At 40.6% G+C, this 21,502-nt stretch carries 26 protein-coding genes; all 26 read right to left on the reverse strand.

Annotation, left to right across the window (positions count from 1 at the left end):
- Positions 1-8: 8 nt before the first annotated feature.
- On the reverse strand, positions 9-866 hold the full coding sequence (locus ACH6CZ_RS03875) for a MinD/ParA family protein (RefSeq protein WP_374096101.1): 858 nt from the start codon (positions 864-866) through the stop codon (positions 9-11).
- Positions 866-1,954, reverse strand: a complete 1,089-nt coding sequence (flhF, locus tag ACH6CZ_RS03880) for a flagellar biosynthesis GTPase FlhF (RefSeq protein ID WP_374096510.1) — start codon at positions 1,952-1,954, stop codon at positions 866-868. The genes ACH6CZ_RS03875 and flhF overlap by 1 nt, the downstream gene beginning before the upstream one ends.
- 2 nt (positions 1,955-1,956) lie before the next feature.
- The gene (flhA, locus tag ACH6CZ_RS03885; protein ID WP_374096102.1) at positions 1,957-3,990 is read right to left on the reverse strand and encodes a flagellar biosynthesis protein FlhA; all 2,034 of its coding nucleotides are present in this window, start codon (positions 3,988-3,990) and stop codon (positions 1,957-1,959) included.
- Between the two features lie 19 nt (positions 3,991-4,009).
- Positions 4,010-5,089, reverse strand: a complete 1,080-nt coding sequence (gene flhB, locus ACH6CZ_RS03890; protein ID WP_374096103.1) for a flagellar biosynthesis protein FlhB — start codon at positions 5,087-5,089, stop codon at positions 4,010-4,012.
- Between the two features lie 4 nt (positions 5,090-5,093).
- Positions 5,094-5,870: a flagellar biosynthetic protein FliR gene (gene fliR, locus ACH6CZ_RS03895; RefSeq protein ID WP_374096104.1), complete on the reverse strand. Its 777-nt coding sequence runs from the start codon at positions 5,868-5,870 to the stop codon at positions 5,094-5,096.
- 2 nt (positions 5,871-5,872) lie between these two features.
- Positions 5,873-6,142 (reverse strand): flagellar biosynthesis protein FliQ, encoded by a 270-nt coding sequence (gene fliQ / locus ACH6CZ_RS03900; RefSeq protein WP_374096105.1) that lies wholly within the window; start codon positions 6,140-6,142, stop codon positions 5,873-5,875.
- A gap of 14 nt (positions 6,143-6,156) precedes the next feature.
- Positions 6,157-6,822, reverse strand: a complete 666-nt coding sequence (gene fliP, locus ACH6CZ_RS03905; protein WP_374096106.1) for a flagellar type III secretion system pore protein FliP — start codon at positions 6,820-6,822, stop codon at positions 6,157-6,159.
- Entirely contained in the window at positions 6,815-7,456 is a 642-nt protein-coding gene (locus ACH6CZ_RS03910) for a flagellar biosynthetic protein FliO (RefSeq protein WP_374096107.1), read from the reverse strand. The genes fliP and ACH6CZ_RS03910 overlap by 8 nt, the downstream gene beginning before the upstream one ends.
- 5 nt (positions 7,457-7,461) lie before the next feature.
- Entirely contained in the window at positions 7,462-7,824 is a 363-nt protein-coding gene (cheY, locus tag ACH6CZ_RS03915) for a chemotaxis protein CheY (protein ID WP_374096108.1), read from the reverse strand.
- A gap of 20 nt (positions 7,825-7,844) precedes the next feature.
- A complete protein-coding gene (fliY, locus tag ACH6CZ_RS03920; RefSeq protein WP_374096109.1) occupies positions 7,845-9,020 on the reverse strand; it encodes a flagellar motor switch phosphatase FliY in 1,176 nt (391 codons plus the stop codon).
- A complete protein-coding gene (gene fliM / locus ACH6CZ_RS03925) occupies positions 9,010-10,008 on the reverse strand; it encodes a flagellar motor switch protein FliM (protein ID WP_374096110.1) in 999 nt (332 codons plus the stop codon). Before fliM ends, fliY begins: the two co-directional genes overlap by 11 nt.
- Positions 10,009-10,043: 35 nt before the next feature.
- On the reverse strand, positions 10,044-10,481 hold the full coding sequence (locus tag ACH6CZ_RS03930) for a flagellar basal body-associated FliL family protein (protein WP_374096111.1): 438 nt from the start codon (positions 10,479-10,481) through the stop codon (positions 10,044-10,046).
- Complete coding sequence (locus ACH6CZ_RS03935) at positions 10,471-10,692, reverse strand: flagellar FlbD family protein (RefSeq protein WP_374096112.1); 222 nt, start codon at positions 10,690-10,692, stop codon at positions 10,471-10,473. Before ACH6CZ_RS03935 ends, ACH6CZ_RS03930 begins: the two co-directional genes overlap by 11 nt.
- Before the next feature lie 51 nt (positions 10,693-10,743).
- Positions 10,744-11,997, reverse strand: coding sequence for a flagellar hook protein FlgE (locus ACH6CZ_RS03940; protein ID WP_374096113.1), 1,254 nt, complete (start codon positions 11,995-11,997; stop codon positions 10,744-10,746).
- A 72-nt stretch (positions 11,998-12,069) separates the two neighbouring features.
- Complete coding sequence (locus ACH6CZ_RS03945) at positions 12,070-12,432, reverse strand: TIGR02530 family flagellar biosynthesis protein (protein ID WP_374096114.1); 363 nt, start codon at positions 12,430-12,432, stop codon at positions 12,070-12,072.
- 13 nt (positions 12,433-12,445) lie between these two features.
- Positions 12,446-13,075 carry a flagellar hook assembly protein FlgD gene (flgD, locus tag ACH6CZ_RS03950; RefSeq protein ID WP_374096115.1) on the reverse strand — a complete coding sequence of 210 codons (630 nt, stop codon included), beginning with the start codon at positions 13,073-13,075 and terminating at the stop codon, positions 12,446-12,448.
- 3 nt (positions 13,076-13,078) lie between these two features.
- Positions 13,079-14,326: a flagellar hook-length control protein FliK gene (locus ACH6CZ_RS03955; RefSeq protein ID WP_374096116.1), complete on the reverse strand. Its 1,248-nt coding sequence runs from the start codon at positions 14,324-14,326 to the stop codon at positions 13,079-13,081.
- 23 nt (positions 14,327-14,349) lie between these two features.
- On the reverse strand, positions 14,350-14,958 hold the full coding sequence (locus ACH6CZ_RS03960) for a MotE family protein (RefSeq protein WP_374096117.1): 609 nt from the start codon (positions 14,956-14,958) through the stop codon (positions 14,350-14,352).
- 5 nt (positions 14,959-14,963) lie between these two features.
- Positions 14,964-15,410, reverse strand: a complete 447-nt coding sequence (gene fliJ, locus ACH6CZ_RS03965) for a flagellar export protein FliJ (protein WP_374096118.1) — start codon at positions 15,408-15,410, stop codon at positions 14,964-14,966.
- Between the two features lie 3 nt (positions 15,411-15,413).
- The gene (gene fliI / locus ACH6CZ_RS03970; protein ID WP_374096119.1) at positions 15,414-16,742 is read right to left on the reverse strand and encodes a flagellar protein export ATPase FliI; all 1,329 of its coding nucleotides are present in this window, start codon (positions 16,740-16,742) and stop codon (positions 15,414-15,416) included.
- A complete protein-coding gene (fliH, locus tag ACH6CZ_RS03975) occupies positions 16,739-17,512 on the reverse strand; it encodes a flagellar assembly protein FliH (RefSeq protein ID WP_374096120.1) in 774 nt (257 codons plus the stop codon). Before fliH ends, fliI begins: the two co-directional genes overlap by 4 nt.
- Positions 17,505-18,518, reverse strand: coding sequence for a flagellar motor switch protein FliG (gene fliG / locus ACH6CZ_RS03980; protein ID WP_374096121.1), 1,014 nt, complete (start codon positions 18,516-18,518; stop codon positions 17,505-17,507). Before fliG ends, fliH begins: the two co-directional genes overlap by 8 nt.
- Positions 18,519-18,529: 11 nt before the next feature.
- Positions 18,530-20,110, reverse strand: coding sequence for a flagellar basal-body MS-ring/collar protein FliF (gene fliF / locus ACH6CZ_RS03985; protein ID WP_374096122.1), 1,581 nt, complete (start codon positions 20,108-20,110; stop codon positions 18,530-18,532).
- 33 nt (positions 20,111-20,143) lie between these two features.
- Positions 20,144-20,455, reverse strand: a complete 312-nt coding sequence (gene fliE, locus ACH6CZ_RS03990) for a flagellar hook-basal body complex protein FliE (RefSeq protein WP_374096123.1) — start codon at positions 20,453-20,455, stop codon at positions 20,144-20,146.
- A 22-nt stretch (positions 20,456-20,477) separates the two neighbouring features.
- Positions 20,478-20,936 carry a flagellar basal body rod protein FlgC gene (flgC, locus tag ACH6CZ_RS03995; protein WP_374096124.1) on the reverse strand — a complete coding sequence of 153 codons (459 nt, stop codon included), beginning with the start codon at positions 20,934-20,936 and terminating at the stop codon, positions 20,478-20,480.
- Positions 20,936-21,322 (reverse strand): flagellar basal body rod protein FlgB, encoded by a 387-nt coding sequence (gene flgB, locus ACH6CZ_RS04000; RefSeq protein ID WP_374096125.1) that lies wholly within the window; start codon positions 21,320-21,322, stop codon positions 20,936-20,938. The genes flgC and flgB overlap by 1 nt, the downstream gene beginning before the upstream one ends.
- Positions 21,323-21,502: the final 180 nt, after the last annotated feature.

The raw sequence follows: 21,502 nt of genomic DNA on the forward strand, positions 1-21,502 counted from the left end.
TCTTCACCTCACTTTTTTCTAAAAAATCCTGACAATCGCTCAGTGAATCGTTTTTTCACGTTATGAATTTCTTCATTTTGTTGTTCTGCATAGGCATGTACTATATTTTTTAATGTTTTCGATGCTGGTGAATTAGGATATAGCTTAGTAAATGGAGTTTGATTGATAACAGATCTTCTGACGTACGGATCTTCAGGCAGACTGCCGAGCAGACGCACATCTTTGTTGAGAAATTTGTTCATTGCTGAAGAGAGTCTGTGCAGGGCTATTTTACCTTCTTCAGGGTTCATCACGCGGTTACAAAGTAATGCGAAAGCCTTTTCAGGGTCGCGCATATGAATGAACTTCATCATTGAATAAGCATCCATAATTGATGTTGGCTCACCTGTTGTAATGACAATCACTTCATCAGCTGACATAATCAGCTCAAGACCATTTTCAGATGCTCCGGCCCCCATATCAAATATCAGATAATCATATGATTTTTGAAGAATAGAGAATCCATCCATCAGCCTTTGGATCTCAAGGTCTTTCCATTCTACTATTTTGTTCAGACCTGAACCTCCTGAAATATAGGATAGATTCTCTTCGATCTTTACAATTACATCTTCTATTGCCCCCTCACCCTCAAGGTAATGAAGAATGTTTTTATCTGAGGAAGCTCCGAGAAGGATATGAACATTACCCATCCCGATATCCATATCCATCAGCAGTACTTTGTTCCCTTTAGCTGCCAGCTCTGAAGCAAAGTTAATAGAAAAATTAGATTTTCCTACACCGCCTTTTCCGCTGACAACTGCAATCGCTTTAGCCTGAGGTTCATTGATCATAAGCATTTTCTGCCTTAATGTTTCAGCCTGATCCATCAGCTTTTCACACCTTTAGTTATCATTTCTTTGACCTGCTTGAGTGAGCCTTCTTTTATATCTTCAGGAACGGCCTGTCCATTTGTCAGGTAGGCAGTTCCAATCTTACTTTCGATCATCATATGGAAAGCCGGTCCAACCGTTAAGCTTTCATCACACTTTGTAAAAATCAATCCGTCAATTTTCAAGTCATTGAAGCGATCAAAAATCGTTTTCATTTCTTTGAATTTAGAGGTCATTGATAATACGAGGAAGGTCTGCATATCTTTATTGAAATCAATTGTTTTCATTAAATCTTCAACATATTGCACTTCTCTATAATTTCTGCCGGCTGTATCGATCAGTACATGATCAAAATCACTGAATCTTTCCACAGCGGTTTTAAAGTCTTCCCTGCTATAGATCACTTCAACCGGAACATTTAATAACTCAGCATATGTTTTCAATTGTTCAATGGCACCAATCCTGTAAGTATCTGATGTAATAAAGGCTATTTTCTTTTTATCTTCCATCACAAGCTTAGCTGCCATTTTGGCAATTGTCGTTGTTTTGCCTACGCCTGTTGGACCTATTAAACTAATATATTTTTTTGAAGCATCTATCCCACCATGGAATTGCTGTTCTAATGCAGATTGGATATGCTGTTCAGTCCATTTAGCCACTTCTTGATCGTGAGGGTGTTTTTCCCATTTTTCATGGAGCATTCTGCCTGTTTCTAGCAGCCAGCTTTCTTTAAAATCCTGTTCTTGAAGTTTTCTTAACATCGTCCGGACCGGGACCGGAAAGTCCTGATAGCCCGACTGTTTAACTGACAATGCCTGGACCATGTTTTTTAATTCTTTTATTTCATTTTCAAGCTTACCTTCATCATTTTTAACAACCGGTTTTTCATATGTCACAGCAATTTCCCGCTCCACAGGTTCTTCAGCATCAATTCCAGCTACGACTTCAATTTGCTTCTTTTTAAACAGTCCGAGGAACCCCCCGGTATAAATAACTTTTGAATTCAAAATAACAGCATCATTACCGAGTTCCCTGCGGACTTTTTTCATCGCTTCAGGCATTGTCGGTGCCAGCACTTTTTTCATTTTCAATCTATATTCACCACCCCAACACTTTGAACTTCAACATTTGCTTCTAATTCGTTATATGACAGAATCGGTATTTGTGGAAAATACCTTTCTGTTAATTGACGGATATACATTCTGACTGCAGGTGAACATAGAACAATTGGTGTCTGTTCAGTCATTGATAGCTGTTCAATCTGCTGAGCCATTGCTTCTAAAATTCGTTGAGAGTCATTCGGATCAAGAGATAAGTAATTTCCATGCTCAGTCTGCTGAACATTATCAGCAGTCATTTTTTCAACTCTTCCTGAGAGTGTAATAACTTTTAGAGTATCTCCTGGGTCTGCAAACTGACTCGTAATCTGCTTAGCTAAAGATTGTCTGACATATTCAGCAAGCACATCTGTATCGGAAGTCATTCTTGCATAATCTGCTAGCGTTTCGAAAATAATTGGCAAGTTGCGAATTGATACATTTTCACGCAACAGCTTTGACAGCACCTTTTGCACGTCTCCTACACTTAATGGTGACGGTGTGACCTCTTCAACGAGAATTGGATAAGACTCCTGAAGATGATCGACCAACTGTTTGGTTTCCTGGCGGCCAAGTAATTCATGTGCATGTCCTTTAATCATTTCTGTTATATGAGTAGAAACAACTGAAGGAGGGTCTACAACTGTATAACCTAGCATTTCAGCCTGGTCCTTCATGGATTCATCAATCCATTTAGCGGGGAGACCAAATGATGGCTCAATTGTATCAATCCCCTCAATAGAATCATCGTCACCAGGACTCATGGCCAGATAGTGATCTAATAAAAGTTCGCCTTTAGCAACTTCATTTCCTTTAATTTTCAAGCGATATTCGTTAGGCTGCAGCTGAATGTTATCGCGGATTCTGACAACTGGTATAACTAAGCCGAGTTCGAGAGCCAGCTGCCTTCTGATCATCACGATTCTATCGAGCAGATCTCCTCCCTGGTTAGCATCAGCAAGCGGAATGAGTCCATAGCCAAATTCAAATTCGATCTGATCGACATTTAACAGGCTGACTACACTTTCAGGGCTCTTCATTTCATCTGTCGCAGTCTCTTCTTCTGTTTCTGTAAATTCCTCTGTTTCAAGCTTTTTTGCTTTGGATAGCATGTACCCGCCAATGACTAAAATTAACGCGATTGGCAGCGTGAGTAGATTGCTGATTGGTGTAAAGAATCCAAGTAAAGCGATCGTTGTTCCTGCAACATACATGATCGGACCAAATGAAAATAACTGTGATGTAATATCCTGTCCGAGGTTTCCATCTGAAGCGGCTCTTGTTACAACAATACCAGTTGCAGTCGAAATCAGCAGGGCAGGTATCTGTGAAACAATACCGTCACCAACAGTTAGAAGAGAAAACTGATTTGCTGAATCAGCAAGTGACATCCCCATTTGAACAATTCCTATGATCATACCAAACGTTAAATTGATTAAAACGATGATAATCCCTGCAATGGCATCCCCTTTAACAAATTTCGTAGCACCATCCATCGCCCCGTAAAAGTCAGCTTCTCTGCCGACTTTTTCACGACGCTCTCTCGCTTCCACTTCTGAAATCATCCCAGCATTCAGATCAGCATCAATACTCATCTGTTTTCCGGGCATTGCATCAAGTGTAAAACGTGCAGCTACTTCAGACACACGTTCAGCACCCTTTGTAATAACGATAAACTGAATGATAATCAGGATGATAAAAACAACCATACCGACTAAAATATTTCCTCCGGTAACAAACGTACCAAAAGTTTCTACAACGCCACCTGCTTCACCCCTGCTCAGAATTGCTCTCGTAGTAGAGATGTTCAGACCGAGCCTGAATAAAGTTAATAGCAGAATTAACGAAGGAAAAATTGCAAATTCCAGTGGTTCTTTCATATTCATAGATGTAAGTAAAACAATTAATCCGAGCGTAATATTAATAATAATTAACACACTCAGTATCCATGAAGGCAGAGGGATTACCAACATGGCAATAATCAGAATCACACTGGCGAGTATAGCTAAATCTTTTCCTTTCATGCCGGTCCCCTTTCAAGTATCACACTTTGTTTTTAATTCTGTATACATAGGCAAGAATTTCAGCGACCGCTTTAAAAAACTCTTCCGGTATTGGATCACCAATCTCTGCCTGATCATATAATGCCCTTGCTAAAGGCCGGTTTTCGACTGCAACTACATCGTTTTCTTTTGCAATCGTTTTAATTTTCTGGGCAAGAAAATCTACTCCTTTGGCCACTACAACCGGTGCATCAAATTCACCGTCTTTATATTTGAGAACGATGGCATAGTGAGTTGGGTTTGTGATGACAACGTCTGCATCTGGTACTTCAGACATCATTCTTTTCATCGCCATTTCCCTCTGCCGCTGTTTAATTTTTGATTTGATCAGCGGGTCACCTTCCGTGTTCTTATATTCATCTTTAAGGTCTTGCTTTGACATTCGGATATTTTTTTCAAAATCATATTTTTGATATAGATAGTCAAGTACTGCAAGAATAATCAACAGTGCTGAAGCGAACAGACCCATTTGTACGGTTAGACTGCCAGCGACCTGTAACGTTGAAGTGACAGGTAAAAGCGACAGCTCCAACACATCTTCAATTCTGAACCATAAAACCAGAAATGTTGTCATTCCCACTAAAGAGATTTTTAGAATTGATTTTGCTAATTCAACAAGTGCTCTTGCAGAAAAAATTCTTTTTAACCCTTTGATCGGGTCAAGTTTTGATAATTTAGGCTTTAGGGGATCTGCAGAAATTAAAAAGCCAATTTGCAAATAGTTGCCGACAATCCCGCCCAGTGCTGCAACCGCCATGATTGGAAGTACAATCCATGCTACCTGTGAGAGCATTTCTCCATATACTAGGATGACAGTATCTGATGTTACGGGACGCTTGATATAATCCATCAAAGGCACAGCGACAAGATTTAACATTCTTTCTTCAAACCAGCCGCCGGCAAAGAATAAAAACAGAAATACGCTAAATAGAATAAATGCTGTATTAATATCCTGACTTTTAGCTACCTCACCTTTTTTTCGTGAATCCTGCCTTTTCTTCGGTGTAGCTTTCTCTGTTTTTTCACCGGCAAAATATTGAAGGTCTAATCTCAGCTTCATTTTTTTAACCGCCCCCAAGCGTGATCATTAAATCCCTCATCACCACAAATATTAAATCAAAGAGTCTCTGAATCACTTGAAATGTAACGCCCATTAAAACGATTAATACAATAAAAGCAACTGTAATTTTAATAGGGAAACCAATGACAAATATATTGAATTGCGGTGAGGTTCTTGCAACAATCCCGAGTGCGATATCCACTAGAAATAATGTTGCTACTACAGGTGCAGCCATCTGAAATGCGATGACAAAAGTTGCCGCAAATGCTTTCACGATTAACTCGGCAGTCATTGGATCTCCAAAGCCGAGTGTGACCTGATCGAGCGGAATATACTGATAGCTGAAGAAAATACCGTCTAAAATTAAATGGTGTCCATTAAGAGTAAGTAATAGAAGAATGGCCAGCGTATATAAATATTGTCCGATCAGCGGACTCTGGGCACCAGTCTGTGGATCAATAACATTTGCCATTGCAAATCCCATCTGAAAATCTATAAAGTTTCCGCCAATCTGAATAGCAGAGAGAATAATATAAGCAATCAATCCGAGAAATAAACCGACAGCAGCTTCTTTAATGATCAGCAATATGTACTCGCCATTGATATCAAATGGTTCTGCATCAAGCGTATAGTACATCATCCAGGATAATAAGATGGCAATCCCGATTCTATGTGTTGCAGGTATTGACCGGTGAGAAAATAAAGGCATTGTCACAAAGAAAGCTGAAATTCTGACGATAATTAATAATAATATTGTCAGTCTGGGGTACAATTCTTCCATAACTAACCGATATACCTTGTAAGATTAGTAAATATATCTGACGCATAACTGACAAGCTGAGTCAGCATCCAGGGTCCAAAAAAGATCAGTGCGATCATCACAGCGATAATTTTAGGAATAAAAGCAAGCGTCTGTTCTTGAATCTGCGTTGTTGCCTGAAATATACTGACCAGTAAACCGACGACCAGCGCAACAAGCATCAGCGGCAGACTGATAATCAGCGTAATCCATACGCCGCGTTCTGCTATGGCGATTACCATTTCTCCATTCATATTAACTCACCCACCTAAAAGCTCTGCAGCAGCGACTGCATGACGAGATACCAGCCATCTACTAGAATAAACAGCAGGATTTTGAAAGGTAACGAAATCATTACAGGCGGAAGCATCATCATTCCCATAGACATCAGAATGGAAGCAACAACCATATCTATAACAAGGAATGGGATAAAAACCATAAAGCCCATTTGAAATGCTGTTTTAATTTCACTTAATGCAAAAGCAGGAACCATTACGGTTAAAGGAATATCCTGAACGGTTTCCGGCCGCTCCGCTTCTGTATAACTTAAAAACAGCTCTAGATCTTTCTGACGTGTATGCTGACTCATAAAATCCTTAAATGGAATAGATGCCTCTTCATAAGCCGTCTCTAAATCTATTTCTTCATTAAATAACGGTGTTAACGCTCTATCATTCACTTCACTTAATACAGGAGCCATGATGAAGAATGTTAAAAATAGCGCCAATCCGATGATCACCTGATTAGGTGGCATTTGCTGCGTTGCCAGAGATGTTCTGACAAATGATAAAACAATTACAATGCGCGTAAACGAAGTCATCAGGATTAAGATCCCTGGTGCCAGTGACAGCACTGTTAACAGCAGCAGCAATCTGACAGAGGTTGCTACATCATCTGGCGGACTGTCATTAAAAAACTGTATGAACTCATCCATCTTCATTACGCTCCTTGCTTTTTGCTTTTTCAAACATTTTTTGACGCTCTGTGCGATGTTCTCTCAGCTGATCCTTAAAAAGACTGCCAAATGACTGCTCTTCTTTCATCTCTCTACCTGCACTTCTGTCTTTCAATTTTTCAATCCAGCCTGCCACCGGGCTTTGCTGAATTGTTTCACTTTGATCAAAGTAAGATTCAAGCTCAGCCATTTCTTCAGGCGTTGTCACCTCTTTAATCAAATTGACATCTTCTCCAACGCCTAGAATATAATAGCTGCCAGCAATTTTTACAATCTGTACTGAACGGTTACCGCCAAGTGTGGTACCACCCATGTTTTTAATCAGCCTGCTTTGTTGAAAATTTTTCGTTTTACTATTCACAAACTTTAACAGGGCAAATAACAGGATGACGACAAATGCGAGTGCTCCAATTAAGCGGACAAATGTCCAGAAGTTTATGCCTGAAGGTTCCCCTGAATCACTGATTGCAGGTACGTTTTGTTCCTGGCATTCCTCAGAAGGGTTATCTCCCATACAATCTATTACGTTACCGGGACTTGCATATAAAACTTGTTCTCCCCCGTTGACAAAAACAGTCAACAGAAGGAGAACAATGTATAGCTTTTGAATCATTTTCATCAACCTATCGCTTTTGAAATGGCCTCAATCACACGGTCCGCCTGAAACGGCTTAACAATAAAATCTTTTGCGCCTGCCTGAATGGCGTCGATCACCATTGCCTGCTGGCCCATTGCAGAACACATAATAATTTTTGCAGAACCGTCAATTTTCTTAATTTCCTTTAAAGCTGTAATGCCGTCCATCTCAGGCATCGTAATATCCATTGTTACAAGATCAGGTGTGGTCTCTTTATATTTTTCTACTGCCTGAGCACCATCTGCAGCTTCTCCAACTACTTCAAATCCGTTTTTCGTTAAAATGTCTTTAATCATCATGCGCATGAATGCTGCATCGTCTACAATCAGTATTTTCTTGGCCATGTTATTAACCCCCAGCTATATTAGCGTAATTTATTTAATCGGTCTGACTTACTGATGATGTCTGTCAATCTCACTCCAAAGTTTTCTTCAATGACAACGACTTCACCTTTTGCAATCAATCGGTTGTTTACAAGTATGTCCACGGGCTCACCTGCGAGTTTATCAAGCTCGATAATTGAACCTGATGTTAATTCAAGAATCTCCTGAACTGAGCGCTTTGTACGCCCTAATTCAACTGTTACCTGAAGCGGAATATCAAGTAGCAGATTCAGGTTTCTTGATTCACCCGCACTCAGACCCGGGCTATCAAATTGAGAAAATTGTGCCGGCTGCACTTCCACTGCTTTAGCAGGTGCACGGTCTCTGTTTAAATGAATGCCTTCTGAAGATTCTTCATCCGGTTTATGGATGTTTCTTGAAGGTTCTGCAGGTTCAGGTGATACCCGGTTTTCAGTCTCAACCGGTCTTTCAGCTACAGGTGCTGATGCTGCTGCTTCGTTTTGAGCTTCAGTCTGACCGCCACCCATCAACTGCTCAACAAGTGCTTGTCCAAATTCAAGCGGGATTAACTGCATAATATTTGAGTCAATCAGTGTACCGACTTTCAAGTTAAATGAAATTTGAATAACTTCTTCTTCTTCAGGAAGGTTAGCCATTCCATCTTGCGTTTCCAGGTCTACTAAATCAATGCTTGGGGGTGAAATATCAACTTTCACACCAAATATTGTAGACATTGATGTCGAGGCGGATCCCATCATCTGATTCATTGCTTCCTGTACAGCACTTAACTGAATTTCACCGAGATCATCTGAAGGATTAGTACCATCGCCACCAAGCATCAGATCTGCAATGACAGCAGCATCCTCCTGCTTAATCACGAGCAGGTTATTCCCCCTTAAGCCTTCTGTATAATGCACGTTAATCGCAACTGAAGGATGTGGGAACGACTTTGAAACTTCTTCAGTTTTTACAACTTGAACTGTTGGCGTTGTGATATCAACTTTCTGATTCAGTAATGTTGATAATGCAGTAGCCGAGCTGCCAAACGAAATATTACCAATCTCTCCTAAAGCGTCTATCGCCATCTCATCCAGCAGATCGGACGGTTCATCTATTTTTTCCTCAGGCTCCTCATCTGCAGTGCCTTTTAACAATGCATCAATTTCATCCTGGGAGAGCATGTCATCACTCATCATCGTCCTCTCCTCCTTTCACTTCTTCAATAATCTGAACGCCTATCTTCTTGCCAAGTTGTCCAGGCTGTGCAATAAATTTTGGTATGTCACTAATTTTCAGCACAACAGGTTCATCATAGCGATGATTCAATTCCAGCACATCACCGACTTCAAGCATTAAAAACTCTTCAATCGGAAGCATAGATGAGCCAAGTTCAGCAGAGATCTGCAAATCAGCTTTTTTGACACGTTTTTCAAGCTGAATCTGCTCCTCCGGTTTTAATTCTTTCTTCTCTGACTGCATCCAATGCTTAATTGATAAGTTTGGCATAATTGGTTCAAGTACTACATGAGGGAGACATATATTCATCATTCCTGTCGTTTCGCCTACTATCGTGTTTAGTGAAATCACTACAACTGTCTCATTGGGAGAGATCACCTGGAGAAACTGTGGATTCACCTCGAAATCAGTTAATATAGGGTCAATATCAGCAACGTTTCCCCAGGCTTCCCGTAAATTATCGAACGCTCTTTCAAAAAGAGTTGACATGATTTTTGTTTCGATTTCTGTTAAGTTATCTATCTTACTTACACTTGAACCATGTCCCCCTAGTACTCTATCCATCATGGCATAAGCAACATTCGGGTTAATTTCCATGAGAATTTTCCCGTCAAGCGGCGGGACCTCATATACATTTAAAATCGTCATCTTAGGTACAGATCGTATAAATTCTTCATATGGAATCTGATCTACAGATGCTACATTTATCTGAACATATGTCCGGAGCTGGGCAGAGAAAAATGTTGTGAGCAGCCTGGCAAAGTTTTCATGAATTCTTGAAATACTTCTGATCTGATCCTTTGAGAATCTTAGTGCTCTTTTAAAATCGTAAACTTTAACCTTTTTTTCCTGCTCTTCCTTTTTGATCTCTTCCGCTGACATTTCACCAGTTGAAATGGCTGATAATAATGCATCAATTTCATTTTGCGAGAGAATATCTCCAGCCACGTAACTTCACCTCCGTCCATCTGCATCTTTCATATTTATTGAACGACAAAAGAAGTAAGATATATATCTATTACTTCGCCTTCTTGCAGAAGATCATTCATTTTTGATGTCAAATTATTTTTTAGTATCTCTTTTCCTTCATCACTTTCAAGCTCTTGTTTTGTTAATGTGGTTAATTCTTCTATCAACATATCTTTCACTTGAAATTCAAGTAATTTTAGTTCTTCCGCTGCTTTTTTGCTATCTGTTTCAACGTACAGGGAGACTCTGGCAAAGTTATTACCAGCAATATTAGTCGTTACTTCTGGCACTTCGACAGTAGCTTCTACTCTCTCTGCTGCAGACAATGTTTCCTCTTCTTTTTCTCCTCCTTTTGCAAGCTGGTTTGAAACAACTAGTACAATTACGCCAATGAGTGTAATAGATACAAGGATGACGAGCATGGTTATAACTAATTTATTTTTACTCCTCATCTGTTTCCTCCTTTAGGTGTGTCAAGTTCAGTACATGAATTGTGCGATAAAATTCAGTGATTTTTCCTTTCACATCGTTCATTGAATCTTTAACAATGTACTTTTTTCCATTAGTTAATGTAATCGTTGTATCAGGAAATGCTTCTACTGTTTCAATATAAATTGCATTAATCATAAACTCTTTACCATTTAACCTCTTTAACTGGATCATAAAAGCCGGCGTCTTCAATTATTCTGAAGACGCCGTCACCCCCTCACCGGATTATCGCTTCAGATTAACTAGCTCTTCTAGAATTTGATCAGACGTTGTAATAATACGCGTGTTCGCCTGGAACCCACGTTGTGCTGTAATCATTTCAGTAAATTCTTCTGAAAGGTCAACGTTAGACATTTCAAGTGCACCTGCAGAGATGGAACCGCCTACTGTTGCCACATCACCGATATTCGCAACACCTGAGTTAACCGATTCCTGGAACAGGTTGTTTCCTGCTTTCACAAGGCCAGATGGGTTATTAAAATTTGCAAGACTGATTGATGCCATTGGCTCTACAAGCCCGTTTGAATATACTGCGTTAATGACACCTGTTTGTGAGACTGAGAAACTTTCGATTGTGCCATCAAGATTACCATTCGCACGTGCTTGAGCACTAACCTCTCCAGGTAAGTTTGTTAACCCTGTAAACATATCATTTGTAACATTAAAGTTGAAATCAACTGCGCCATCAGGTCTAACTAAATTTAAAGATGACCCTGCAGGCACTCCAGCAGTACCATTAGCAAAAGTTACATTTATTGTGTCTGAATTTAATGGATAACCAGCATCCCCTGGTTGTCCGGGATTAACTGAATTATTTATAAATTCCATTTGCCATACTCCAGTATTTATAACAGGAGGAGTAGCACCATTATTTGTTGGTGTCATTTTAACTTCATAAGTGTGTTCCTGACCCTGATCATCAACTATTTTCATTTGCTGAGAAATTTTGTAATTAATATCTGATACAGAGCTGGATAAATTTCCGCTAAATGTCATTTCCGTGGTTGTTTGGGCAGGCAACACGCCACTTGAATTAATCGTTATATCCTCCAGCACACCATTATTAAACTGCTGAACTCTATAGCCATCACCGTTCACAAGCGTACCTGCCTGGTCTAGATAAAAGTTTCCGCCCCGTGTATATAGGTTCTCACCACCCGGACCTTGAACAACGAAGAAACCATCTCCATTAATAGAAAGGTCAAGCGATCGACCGGTCGATTGCAGTGAAGCCTGTGTTTGAACACTGTCAATTGTTGCTGTAACTGAGCCAAGACCTACCTGCAACGGGTTCTTACCGCCTCGACCGTCTACCGCAGCAGTTGCACCGGAAATCGTCTGGTTCATTGCCTCCTGAAAAGTCACACGGCCTTTTTTAAAGCCAAATGTGTTTACGTTAGCGATATTGTTACCAATTACGTCTAATTTTGTCTGGAAGTTTTTTAGTCCTGCAATACCTGAATACATTGAACGAATCATTGTTTATTTTCCCCTTTCGTGAGCCGCTTCTGTCGGTCAGCTGGCTCTAAGGCTCCTTTATCTAAGGTCCGCCTATTCTAAGATGATTGTGCCATCAATGTCCGTGAATATCTGGTCGTTTAAATCTTTCTTATCCATAGCAGTAACAACTGTTCTGTTTTGAATACTGACAATTAATGCAGCCTGCTCAAGCAGAACGAGTGAATCTTTTACGCCTTTACTGTCAGCTTCATTTACTTTATCAGTTACCCTTTGCCACTGGTCATTTGTGATATGGATATTCCTCGACGTTAATCTCTCGTTTGCATGTTTACTGAATTTCAGCTCATCTCCTAAAACCTGCTGCAGCTTATCTGCAAATCCAGATTGCCTGATCTGTTTTTTAACAGGGGCAGCCGGTGGTGTGTGAAGCGGGTTAAATCGGATATGCTCCATGACCTCAAATCCTTTACTGTGCGATTTTAATCAGCTCATCAGCGGTTATACGCTGCTCATTTTCTGTGTGGAGCCAAATTGCACCATCTTTTCTTGAAACCGAAAGTACTGTACTTTCAAGCTCTTTATCGTCTTTCTTCCAGCTGACTTTTTTCCCAATCATCATGCTAGCCTGTTGCAAAGTATCCTGTAGCTCTCCTTTATTTACTTCAGATATATTACCTGGTGTGAGTGTTGTTCCGTCTTCAAGTGTAAATTCTACAGACCCGCCTTTAAACTTTACGGTTTCTACAACTCCTCTACCATTCGATGAAACCTCTTCTCCATCAACAGTGTCCATTTTATCCCATTTCACTTCTTTCCCTACAAACTCGTTGTATTGAATAAGCGCTGTCTGTTCCTGCATCCCAGCGAATTTTTCAAATGAGTTTGCCATATTTGTCATTTGCTCAAGACTTGAGAAATTAGCCATCTGAGAAATAAATTCTTTATCTTCCATTGGTTTGGTTGGATCCTGATTTTGAAGCTGTGCGATTAATAGTTTTAAAAACTGATCCTTTCCCATCGTATCGCTCTTAGGTTCAAGCTTCTTTTTTTCTAATGAAGAGAGAAATAAACTTTCGTTAATTCTTGTCGAGTCCAATCATTACACCTCAATATTTAAGAATATGTCATGGAATGACATCTGTTCATCATCACTCTGTTCGTTGTTATGTTGCTGATTATCTCGCTGATCTTCACCCTGTTGCTTTTGTTCACTATCTTTATTAAGTCTGTATTCAGCAGTTTCTGTCTGGGCAATCTCAATTTTTTCAACCTGCAAGTTCTGTGCGTTAAATGATTGTCTTAACTGATTCAGCTGAGCGTCAATCATTTCTTTTGCAACTGCTGTAGATGCAATGATTCGTGCGGTCATCATACCGTCTTTTTGAAGCAGTTCGATCTTTAAGGTTCCCAGGTGTTCAGGCTGAAGCCGGATCATCAGCTTTTCTGTCCCGTTCACTTTTCCAAAGTTCGCTTTTTGCATGACTTGCTGAAATTGTTCCATCAGCTGTTGTGAAGCGTCAGGCTGCCTTGTGCTCTGCGCTAATGACCATTTCACCGGCCCAGCTTGCAGCTGTAATGTTTGCAGGTTCAACATGCCGTTTTCAGTTTTCAATGGTTCAGGTGCCAATGACTTGTTGTAGTGCTCCTGCTTAATTGGAGCGTCCAAGTCCTTCACAGCAGACTTGAAGATACCCTCAACTTCTTCCATTAAATGAGTCAAATTTTGCACCAGCTTTGACTGGTCTGCGCCTGACTTTTTCTGATCAATGAGTGATAGCCCTTTAGTAAGAATTATCAGTTTAGCAAGATCTTCATGAATAAATGTCAATTTGCCGTTTTGAACATCAGGTTTTGAAGGTTCATTGTTTTGGCTGATGGCCTGTGACATTAACTGCAATATCCCATTAAGTAATGGTTTAATAACAGACTGCTTATCAGTTCCTTCAGTAACTGAACTGTCTATTAACAACTGTTCAATTTCTGATACGGTTGAAACGGCTGCCCGATCAACCAGGTCTTCACTTACTCCTGCTGCAAGTAACAGTTCCGGCAACGTCAGATCCATGATTTCTTCATTATCAAACATTAAAAACATCTGTTTAATTGAAGGGTCTACTTTCTCTGCTGTTTTCAAAAATGAAGAGAAATCTTCTGTCTCCAAGACCTCCATCAGATCTCCAAAGAGAGATTTGATATCTGATATTTCTACTTCATTCAGATTCAAAGATTCTTCCCCGGCTTTTAACAGCATTTTGCTAAACAAATCTTTTGAAGCACTTACTTTATCCATCACACTGCCTAATTGCTGAGGAGCATTTGCTGTCTGTAGCGTTAATGGTCCGATCAATTCTTTTCACCTCCTTTCAATTATTACTGAGTACGTGATGATATCAGCTCTGTATAACGCGCTGCTTCTGCTGAAGGCATAGCTGAAAAGATTTCGGCAACCATTTCAGCTGATAGACTTGAGAGAATTCGAATCGCATCTTCATCATTCAGGTCCATGATGATAGGTGCCGCTTCCTTCCCTTTCATGTCCTCATAAACTGATACAACTTCTGCAAATTCCCTGCCCGCTGCTTCACGTTCTGCCTGTAGTCTTTCAATTTCAGCCTGTAGTTTTTCCTGACCTTCAATTAATAGATCATTCTCATCTTCAAGACTGACCATTTCTTGTTCCAGCTGAGTGATATACACATCTTTTTCTTCTATTTGGGCCTGAAGGCTGACAATTCTTTTTTCAGGATTTTCAGGTGCTTCTAAAACTTCTTCATCTCCGCTAATAAAAGGAATACTTATACCTGCTTCTTCTGCTTTTTCGACAATATTGAAATCGAGAATTGACAACACAATCAGCGATATAAAGATCAAAAAGAGTAACGGTACAAAAATCAGCATAAAAAATACCTGTAATTTTCCGGGGGATTTAGTTTCTTCCACTTCACTCCGGATCGACTGCTTCTGCTGTTTTTGTTTCATTTATATCACCTGTTTCTGCGGTTCATAAATTGCGCAATTGACAATTCGTTCATCTGCTCTCTGTCAGCCTGTTCCTGTTCTGCAATATACCGCTTTTTGTCATGTTCACGTATCTTTTCATATTTTCGGACTTCTATGTTTCGCTCCATCAGTCGGTGTTCATGGCGCTGCATGTTTGTTCGGGCATCCATCACTAATTTTTGCTGGTAAGAAATGCTTTTTTCAATGTTTGTCAGAAACTGCTGACCGTGTCTGAGTAATTGCACAGGGATACCGGATTTCATCTGATCCGCCTGTGAGTCTTCCATCAATTCTTTCTTTTTTAAAAGTTCATATAATTTCTGAGCCATTTTTTCAAAAGAATTAACTGAGTCTCTGTACCGGTCTTCTGCTTCTTTTTGCTCTCTTTCTCTCACAGTCAGTACACGTTCGAATCTGTATTGATAAGCCATATACTACCCCTCACCCTTTTCAGATAACTGAATCAGCTGTCCTGCACTTTCAGACAGCTGCACTTTCACATCAGTGGACTGTTTTAAAAATTGTTTGATCAGCGGTTGATATTGTATTGCCTGATCGATTTCCCTGGATGAACCTTTTTTATAAGCACCGATGTTGATCAGGTCTTCAGCCTGTTCATACGTGCTCATCATTTCCCTCATTTTTTCAGCAGCTCGCAGGTGTCCTTCGTCAACGAGGTGGTTCATGAGCCGGCTGACACTTTTTAACACATTGATCGCCGGATAATGTCCTTTATTAGCAATTGAACGGTCAAGTACAATATGTCCATCGAGTATCCCCCGCACTGTATCAGCTATTGGTTCGTTCATATCGTCTCCATCAACTAAAACAGTATAGAAAGCAGTAATGCTTCCGTGTTCATTTGTACCCGTTCTCTCAAGAAGTTTTGGTAATAATCCAAAAACAGAAGGTGTGTAACCTTTGGTAGCTGGCGGTTCACCGACCGCCAGACCAATTTCACGCTGGGCCATCGCCACACGTGTAACAGAGTCCATCATAAGCATGACGTTCAAGCCCCGATCCCTGAAATACTCCGCGATTGCGGTTGCCGTCAAAGCGCCTTTAATTCTCATCAGTGCAGGCTGATCAGAAGTAGCTGCAATGACGATGCTTTTCTTCACACCTTCAGGACCTAAGTCCCGCTCAATAAATTCCCTTACTTCTCTGCCACGTTCTCCGATTAGCGCAATTATATTAAGGTCCGCTTCTGTATTCCTTGCAATCATGCCAAGCAGCGTACTTTTGCCGACGCCACTTCCTGCAAATATCCCTACCCTCTGACCTTTTCCAACCGTCAGCATGCCATCGATTGCTTTTACACCGACTTCCATTACTTCATTAATCGGAGGTCTTGTTAACGGATTTGGCGGTTCCTGTTCTGTTGTAACGTTTTTCATCCCTGCAGGAAGAACACTCTCGTCAATCGGATGCCCGAGCGGATCCACAATTTTCCCGATCAGCGCCTCACCTACACGAATTTCAAGCGGCATCCCACTTGCTTCAACAATGCAGCCGGGAGCAATGTCCTGAACATGTGTAAAGGGCATTAAAACAACCATTTCATCTTTAAAACCGACCACTTCAGCTTTAATTTTGATTGTCTGTTTTCTTGAGCTGGAATGGACATGTATGTAACACACTTCTCCAATCGAGCTTTCAGGACCTTGAGATTCAATCATGAGCCCAATGACCCTCTTCACTTTTCCATAGTGGCGAACGGTTTTAATCGTTTGAATATGTTTGATTAGCTCTGCGGCTTTCATTTTGTACTCCTCAAAATTTCAACCAGACCTGCTTTTAACTCTGTAAGCTGTGTATCAATACTGATATCGATTCGTCCATTTGCCGTTTCGATAAAGCATTTATACGGCTCTAATTCTTCTTCCGGATAAATATAGAGTTTTACATCTGTTGGGAATAATGCGAGCAGTTCTTCTCTTTCACTCTGCAAATACGTAAATTGCTGAACAGCTGTATAGATCTTTACTTCCTTCATTTCCCTTGCTTCTTTAATGCCTTTTTTCACAACAGGAAGGTATTTCTCGGGTGACCCTCCGAGCTGCTGAGATATAATTTTCTCTGCGGCTTTTATTGCCAGTTCAAGGATGACCATTTCATTCTCTTCAAGGTGAGCCTGCAGAGCTTCTTTTGCCGATGCAGCGACTTCCTGCGCTCCATTAATTAAATGAGATACATCGTTATAGCCTTTATTTCGCCCTTCTTCATATCCTTGGGCAAACGCCTCTTCATATGCCTGTTTTTGAAGCGCTTCTTTTTCAATCTGCCACTGATTCTTCTTTTCTTCAATACGCGACAGGAGCTCTTCTGTCTGCTGCTGCGCGTCTTCAAGTAATTGCTGTGCCTGAACATTAGCATCCTGAACCAGTTTATTTGATTCACGTCTCGCCTGTTCAACGGTCCATGTTAAGGTATCGTCAGTGTGTTCAGCATTTGAGAGGATCTGTCTGAACGGAATAGGCTTTCCTACAGATTGTGGTTCCCCTACGAAACCCGATTTGATGATTCTAGACAATCACATCATCTCCTCCACCGCGTGCTACAATGATTTCACCGGCTTCTTCAAGCCTTCTGATGACTGCAACAATTCTACTTTGCGCTTCTTCTACATCACGTAATCTGACTGGACCCATATATTCCATTTCTTCCTTGAAATTTTCAGCCATTCGCTGTGACATATTCTTAAACAGCACACTCTTAACATCATCAGCTGATACTTTCATAGAAAGCAGCAGGTCTTCGTTTTCACAATCTCTGATTACTCTCTGAATAGATCTGTTATCAAGCGTTACGATATCTTCAAAGACAAACATTCTTTTCTTGATTTCTTCAGCAAGCTCAGGATCCTGAATTTCAAGTGAATCCAGAATCGTTTTTTCTGTTGCCCGGTCTACACCGTTTAACACTTCTACAACAGATTCAATTCCACCGGTTTCAGTGTGGTCCTGCTGAACCGTACTCGACAGCTTTCTTTCAAGCACAGATTCAATTTCACTGATGACCTCAGGACTTGTACTATCCATAACAGCAATTCTCTTGGCGATATCAGCCTGAACATCCTGCGGAAGACTTGATAAAATCTGTCCTGCTTGCTGTGGGTTCAGATACGATAAGATCAGTGCAATCGTCTGTGGGTGCTCATTTTGGATGAAATTAAATATCTGCATCGGGTCGGCACGCTTCGCAAAATCAAAAGGTCTCACCTGTAATGAGGATGTCAATCTGTTAATCACGGCATTCGCCTGATCGGCTCCTAATGCCTTCTCCAGAACAGACTTCGCATAGCCAATTCCGCCCTGAGAAATATAATCCTGGGCAAGCGCAATATGGTGAAATTCCTCCAGGATTTCCTCCTTTACTTCTGATTCAACTTTTTTAACCCCGGATATTTCGAGTGTCAGCCGCTCAATCTCTTCCTCGTCCAGATGCTTGTAAACAGAAGATGCTACATCAGGGCCGAGTGAGATGAGCAAAATTGCTGCTTTTTGCTTCCCGCTTAATTCTTTTTCTCTTCTAGCCACTTAAAACACTCCTATTCATCAGCAATCCAGGACCTGAGAAGCTTTGCGAATTCCTCGGGTTTTTCTTTCGCCATTTTCTCAAGCTGTTTTCTTTTTAATGTTCCTTCAGTTTCTTTCTCATCATTTACATCCGGTACATCAAATGATTCCTGTACCTCCATAAAGCTCTCTTCTTCCTCTTCAACCCGTCTTCTTGAGCGGATAATAAAGATAATCAAACCAATGACAACAAGCAGTAACACCCCTCCTGCAATGTAAGCCCATAAAGGAATGGCTGGTGAAGTTTCAGTTTCCGCAAAGTCAATTCCACCATTGAATACCTGTGCTGACACAACTACTTTATCAGCAATTTCTTCTGGTGTTATCTCTGCCGCTACATCAGCATCAATTGACGTACTGATAATTGTTTCGAGCATATTTTCAATATCTGCTATAGGAAGTGAAGCCGGATCGTCTGGATCTGGCGGCTCAACCATGACCTGAAAGCCGATATCACGAATTCGGTATGGACTTTCAACAATCTCTCTTCTGATTCTGTTTACTTCATAATTAACTGTTTCTTCTTCGCGCTCATAGTCTCCTGATCCGCTAGCACCTTCAACAAATCCAGTGAGGTTATCAGCAGGGTCTTCTCCTTCAGGGACACCCCCTGCTGCATCAGTACCTTCAAACGTTTCAGTGATTCTTCTTGCGCTTACTTCAATGCCCTCCATGTTTTCTTCATTAACAGGAGTGACTTCATTTACTTCACGGTTTTCCTGATCAAAATCAATATCAGTGGAGACACTTACAACTACTTTATTCTGGCCGACCAGCGTGCCAAGCAGCATCTGAACCTGCCGCTGCAGATCCCTTTCAATGGTCTGTTTTAGCGCCATCTGGTCAGTTAAGTTAACACCCGCAAGAGATGAGTTTTGGTTTTGCATATCAAAATACTCAAAAAATTGATTCATAATGACGATATTATCAGTAGGCAAATCAGGGACACTTTTTGATACTAAGTGATAGAGTGATTGAACCTGTCCCTCATCAAACTGATAACCCGGTTGTGTATTCAACACGACAGATGCTGAAGACTGTTCCGGGTTATCATTCAGGAAAACACCCTGCTCAGGAATCGTGATCATGACTCTTGCGTCCTGTACACCATCAATTCCTTGAAGCAATGTCGCAATCTCTGTTTGCATTGCATCTACATGCATGACTTTAAATTCGTTATCTGTCATACCAAAACCGGCATTTTCACTAAAAAATGAGTAATCAATGTTACCCGTGTTTGGTATTCCTTCAGCAGCAAGCTCCACCATTAAGGTCTCAGCCTGTATATCCGGCACCAGGATCGCAGTTCCGCCTTCTGTTATTTCGGACGGTATCCCTCTGCCATCAAGCGTTTCTTTAATCATGCCAGTTTCTGAGGGCGTAAGATTGCTGTATAACGGTACCATTGTTTGTCTGGTTGAAAAGAATGTAATTAGTACAATAAGCAAAATAGCCAATACCGCAATCCCGCCGAATAAATACCACTGTTTTTTAGATCTTGTGCCGGCGAATGTCTTTACGCTTGTAAACATCTGATTAAATCTCTCGTTCATGACAATCCTCCGGTCTCCCATTTAAAAATATCGTTATACAGGCATTCTCATTATTTCCTGATACGCTTCAACGGCCTTATTCCTCATCTCCATTGAAAGGTTCAGGGACACAGATGCCTTTTGGGAAGCAATCATTACGTCATGGAGTTCAACATCTTCTCCATTAATCATCCGGGTTGTCATCTTGTCGCTTTCAATTTGAGCAGCATTTACTTCATTAATTGAATCTTTCAGCATCGCTGCAAAGTTCTGCTGTGCATTATAAGGTGAAATTTTATTTGAATGTTGTTCAGTTGACAGACTTAAAAGATTCAGCCCTGCCGTATTAATATTGTGTATCGTCACTTAACTTCCTCACTTTCAGATATTAAGATCGCCCAATCTGAAGGGCCTGCATCATCATTGACTTATTGGCATTAAACACAGTTACGTTCCCTTCATAAGAGCGTGTAGCAGACATCAGATCTACCATCTCCCTCAGCGGATCGACGTTTGGCATCTCAACATACCCTTCTTCGTTCGCATCGGGGTGCTCCGGATCATACAAAAGCTCGCCCGGCGTTTCATTATCTTCAATAATTCTAGAAACCGTTACACCTTCCCCTGCTTTTGAAGGTTTATTAATCGCTGTATTCAAAAAGGATGAAAAATTTTCACCCTGCGGTTTTAACACAACTGCCTTGCGCTTATAAGGCTGCCATTCACCATTTTCAAATGTTGCTCTGGTTGTATCCACATTTGCCATATTAGAAGAAATGACATCCATCCTAAGGCGCTGTGCTGTAAGGGCTGAGGCCGTTGTATTCATCGAATGAAACATTGTCATTACTGACCTCCTCTAATCACACTGTTCAGTGAACCAAACTTGCCGCTGATTCTCTCAATTAGTGCATTATAGTAAATCTGGTTCGTAGCAAGATCCGCCATTTCTTTATCCACATCAACACCATTTCCATTTTCTCGCACGCTGTAAGGACGGTCTGTAATGACCGCATGATCATATTGATGATCTGATAAATCAAAATGTTTAGGATTTGATTGATTTGATGACAATTTCATTTCACTTTGTAACATTGATTTAAAACTCACGTCTTTAGACTTATACCCTGGTGTATCCACGTTTGCCACGTTATTTGCAATGACTTTTTGCTTAACCGCAGAATAATCAAGTCCCCTTTCGAGAGAGTTAATCGTTCCCGAAAATAAGTTCATTCAGATACCTCATTTCTCTGACATTCGACTAATTGTCTTATTTTCAGACAATATAAAAAATCACTTATACATCATTTTAATGGCATAACTATGTCTAGTCTATACTTTCTTTTTAAAGTTTTGTAGTCATAAAGATACATTTTAATAAAAAGGTACTTTTATATCAGTTTAAACCGAAGA

Origin of the sequence: Jeotgalibacillus sp. JSM ZJ347, from assembly GCF_044383825.1 — a bacterium.
GTDB lineage: Bacteria > Bacillota > Bacilli > Bacillales > Jeotgalibacillaceae > Jeotgalibacillus.

Bases quoted from the DNA above. Each gene is read 5' to 3' on its own strand.
- ACH6CZ_RS03875 (WP_374096101.1), bottom strand. From the start codon at position 866: ATGGATCAGGCTGAAACATTAAGGCAGAAAATGCTTATGATCAATGAA.
- flhF (WP_374096510.1), bottom strand. From the start codon at position 1,954: ATGAAAAAAGTGCTGGCACCGACAATGCCTGAAGCGATGAAAAAAGTC.
- flhA (WP_374096102.1), bottom strand. From the start codon at position 3,990: ATGAAAGGAAAAGATTTAGCTATACTCGCCAGTGTGATTCTGATTATT.
- flhB (WP_374096103.1), bottom strand. From the start codon at position 5,089: ATGAAGCTGAGATTAGACCTTCAATATTTTGCCGGTGAAAAAACAGAG.
- fliR (WP_374096104.1), bottom strand. From the start codon at position 5,870: ATGGAAGAATTGTACCCCAGACTGACAATATTATTATTAATTATCGTC.
- fliQ (WP_374096105.1), bottom strand. From the start codon at position 6,142: ATGAATGGAGAAATGGTAATCGCCATAGCAGAACGCGGCGTATGGATT.
- fliP (WP_374096106.1), bottom strand. From the start codon at position 6,822: ATGGATGAGTTCATACAGTTTTTTAATGACAGTCCGCCAGATGATGTA.
- ACH6CZ_RS03910 (WP_374096107.1), bottom strand. From the start codon at position 7,456: ATGATTCAAAAGCTATACATTGTTCTCCTTCTGTTGACTGTTTTTGTC.
- cheY (WP_374096108.1), bottom strand. From the start codon at position 7,824: ATGGCCAAGAAAATACTGATTGTAGACGATGCAGCATTCATGCGCATG.
- fliY (WP_374096109.1), bottom strand. From the start codon at position 9,020: ATGATGAGTGATGACATGCTCTCCCAGGATGAAATTGATGCATTGTTA.
- ACH6CZ_RS03930 (WP_374096111.1), bottom strand. From the start codon at position 10,481: ATGAGGAGTAAAAATAAATTAGTTATAACCATGCTCGTCATCCTTGTA.
- ACH6CZ_RS03935 (WP_374096112.1), bottom strand. From the start codon at position 10,692: ATGATCCAGTTAAAGAGGTTAAATGGTAAAGAGTTTATGATTAATGCA.
- ACH6CZ_RS03940 (WP_374096113.1), bottom strand. From the start codon at position 11,997: ATGATTCGTTCAATGTATTCAGGTATTGCAGGACTAAAAAACTTCCAG.
- ACH6CZ_RS03945 (WP_374096114.1), bottom strand. From the start codon at position 12,432: ATGGAGCATATCCGATTTAACCCGCTTCACACACCACCGGCTGCCCCT.
- ACH6CZ_RS03960 (WP_374096117.1), bottom strand. From the start codon at position 14,958: ATGAAACAAAAACAGCAGAAGCAGTCGATCCGGAGTGAAGTGGAAGAA.
- fliJ (WP_374096118.1), bottom strand. From the start codon at position 15,410: ATGGCTTATCAATACAGATTCGAACGTGTACTGACTGTGAGAGAAAGA.
- fliI (WP_374096119.1), bottom strand. From the start codon at position 16,742: ATGAAAGCCGCAGAGCTAATCAAACATATTCAAACGATTAAAACCGTT.
- fliF (WP_374096122.1), bottom strand. From the start codon at position 20,110: ATGAACGAGAGATTTAATCAGATGTTTACAAGCGTAAAGACATTCGCC.
- flgC (WP_374096124.1), bottom strand. From the start codon at position 20,936: ATGACAATGTTTCATTCGATGAATACAACGGCCTCAGCCCTTACAGCA.
- flgB (WP_374096125.1), bottom strand. From the start codon at position 21,322: ATGAACTTATTTTCGGGAACGATTAACTCTCTCGAAAGGGGACTTGAT.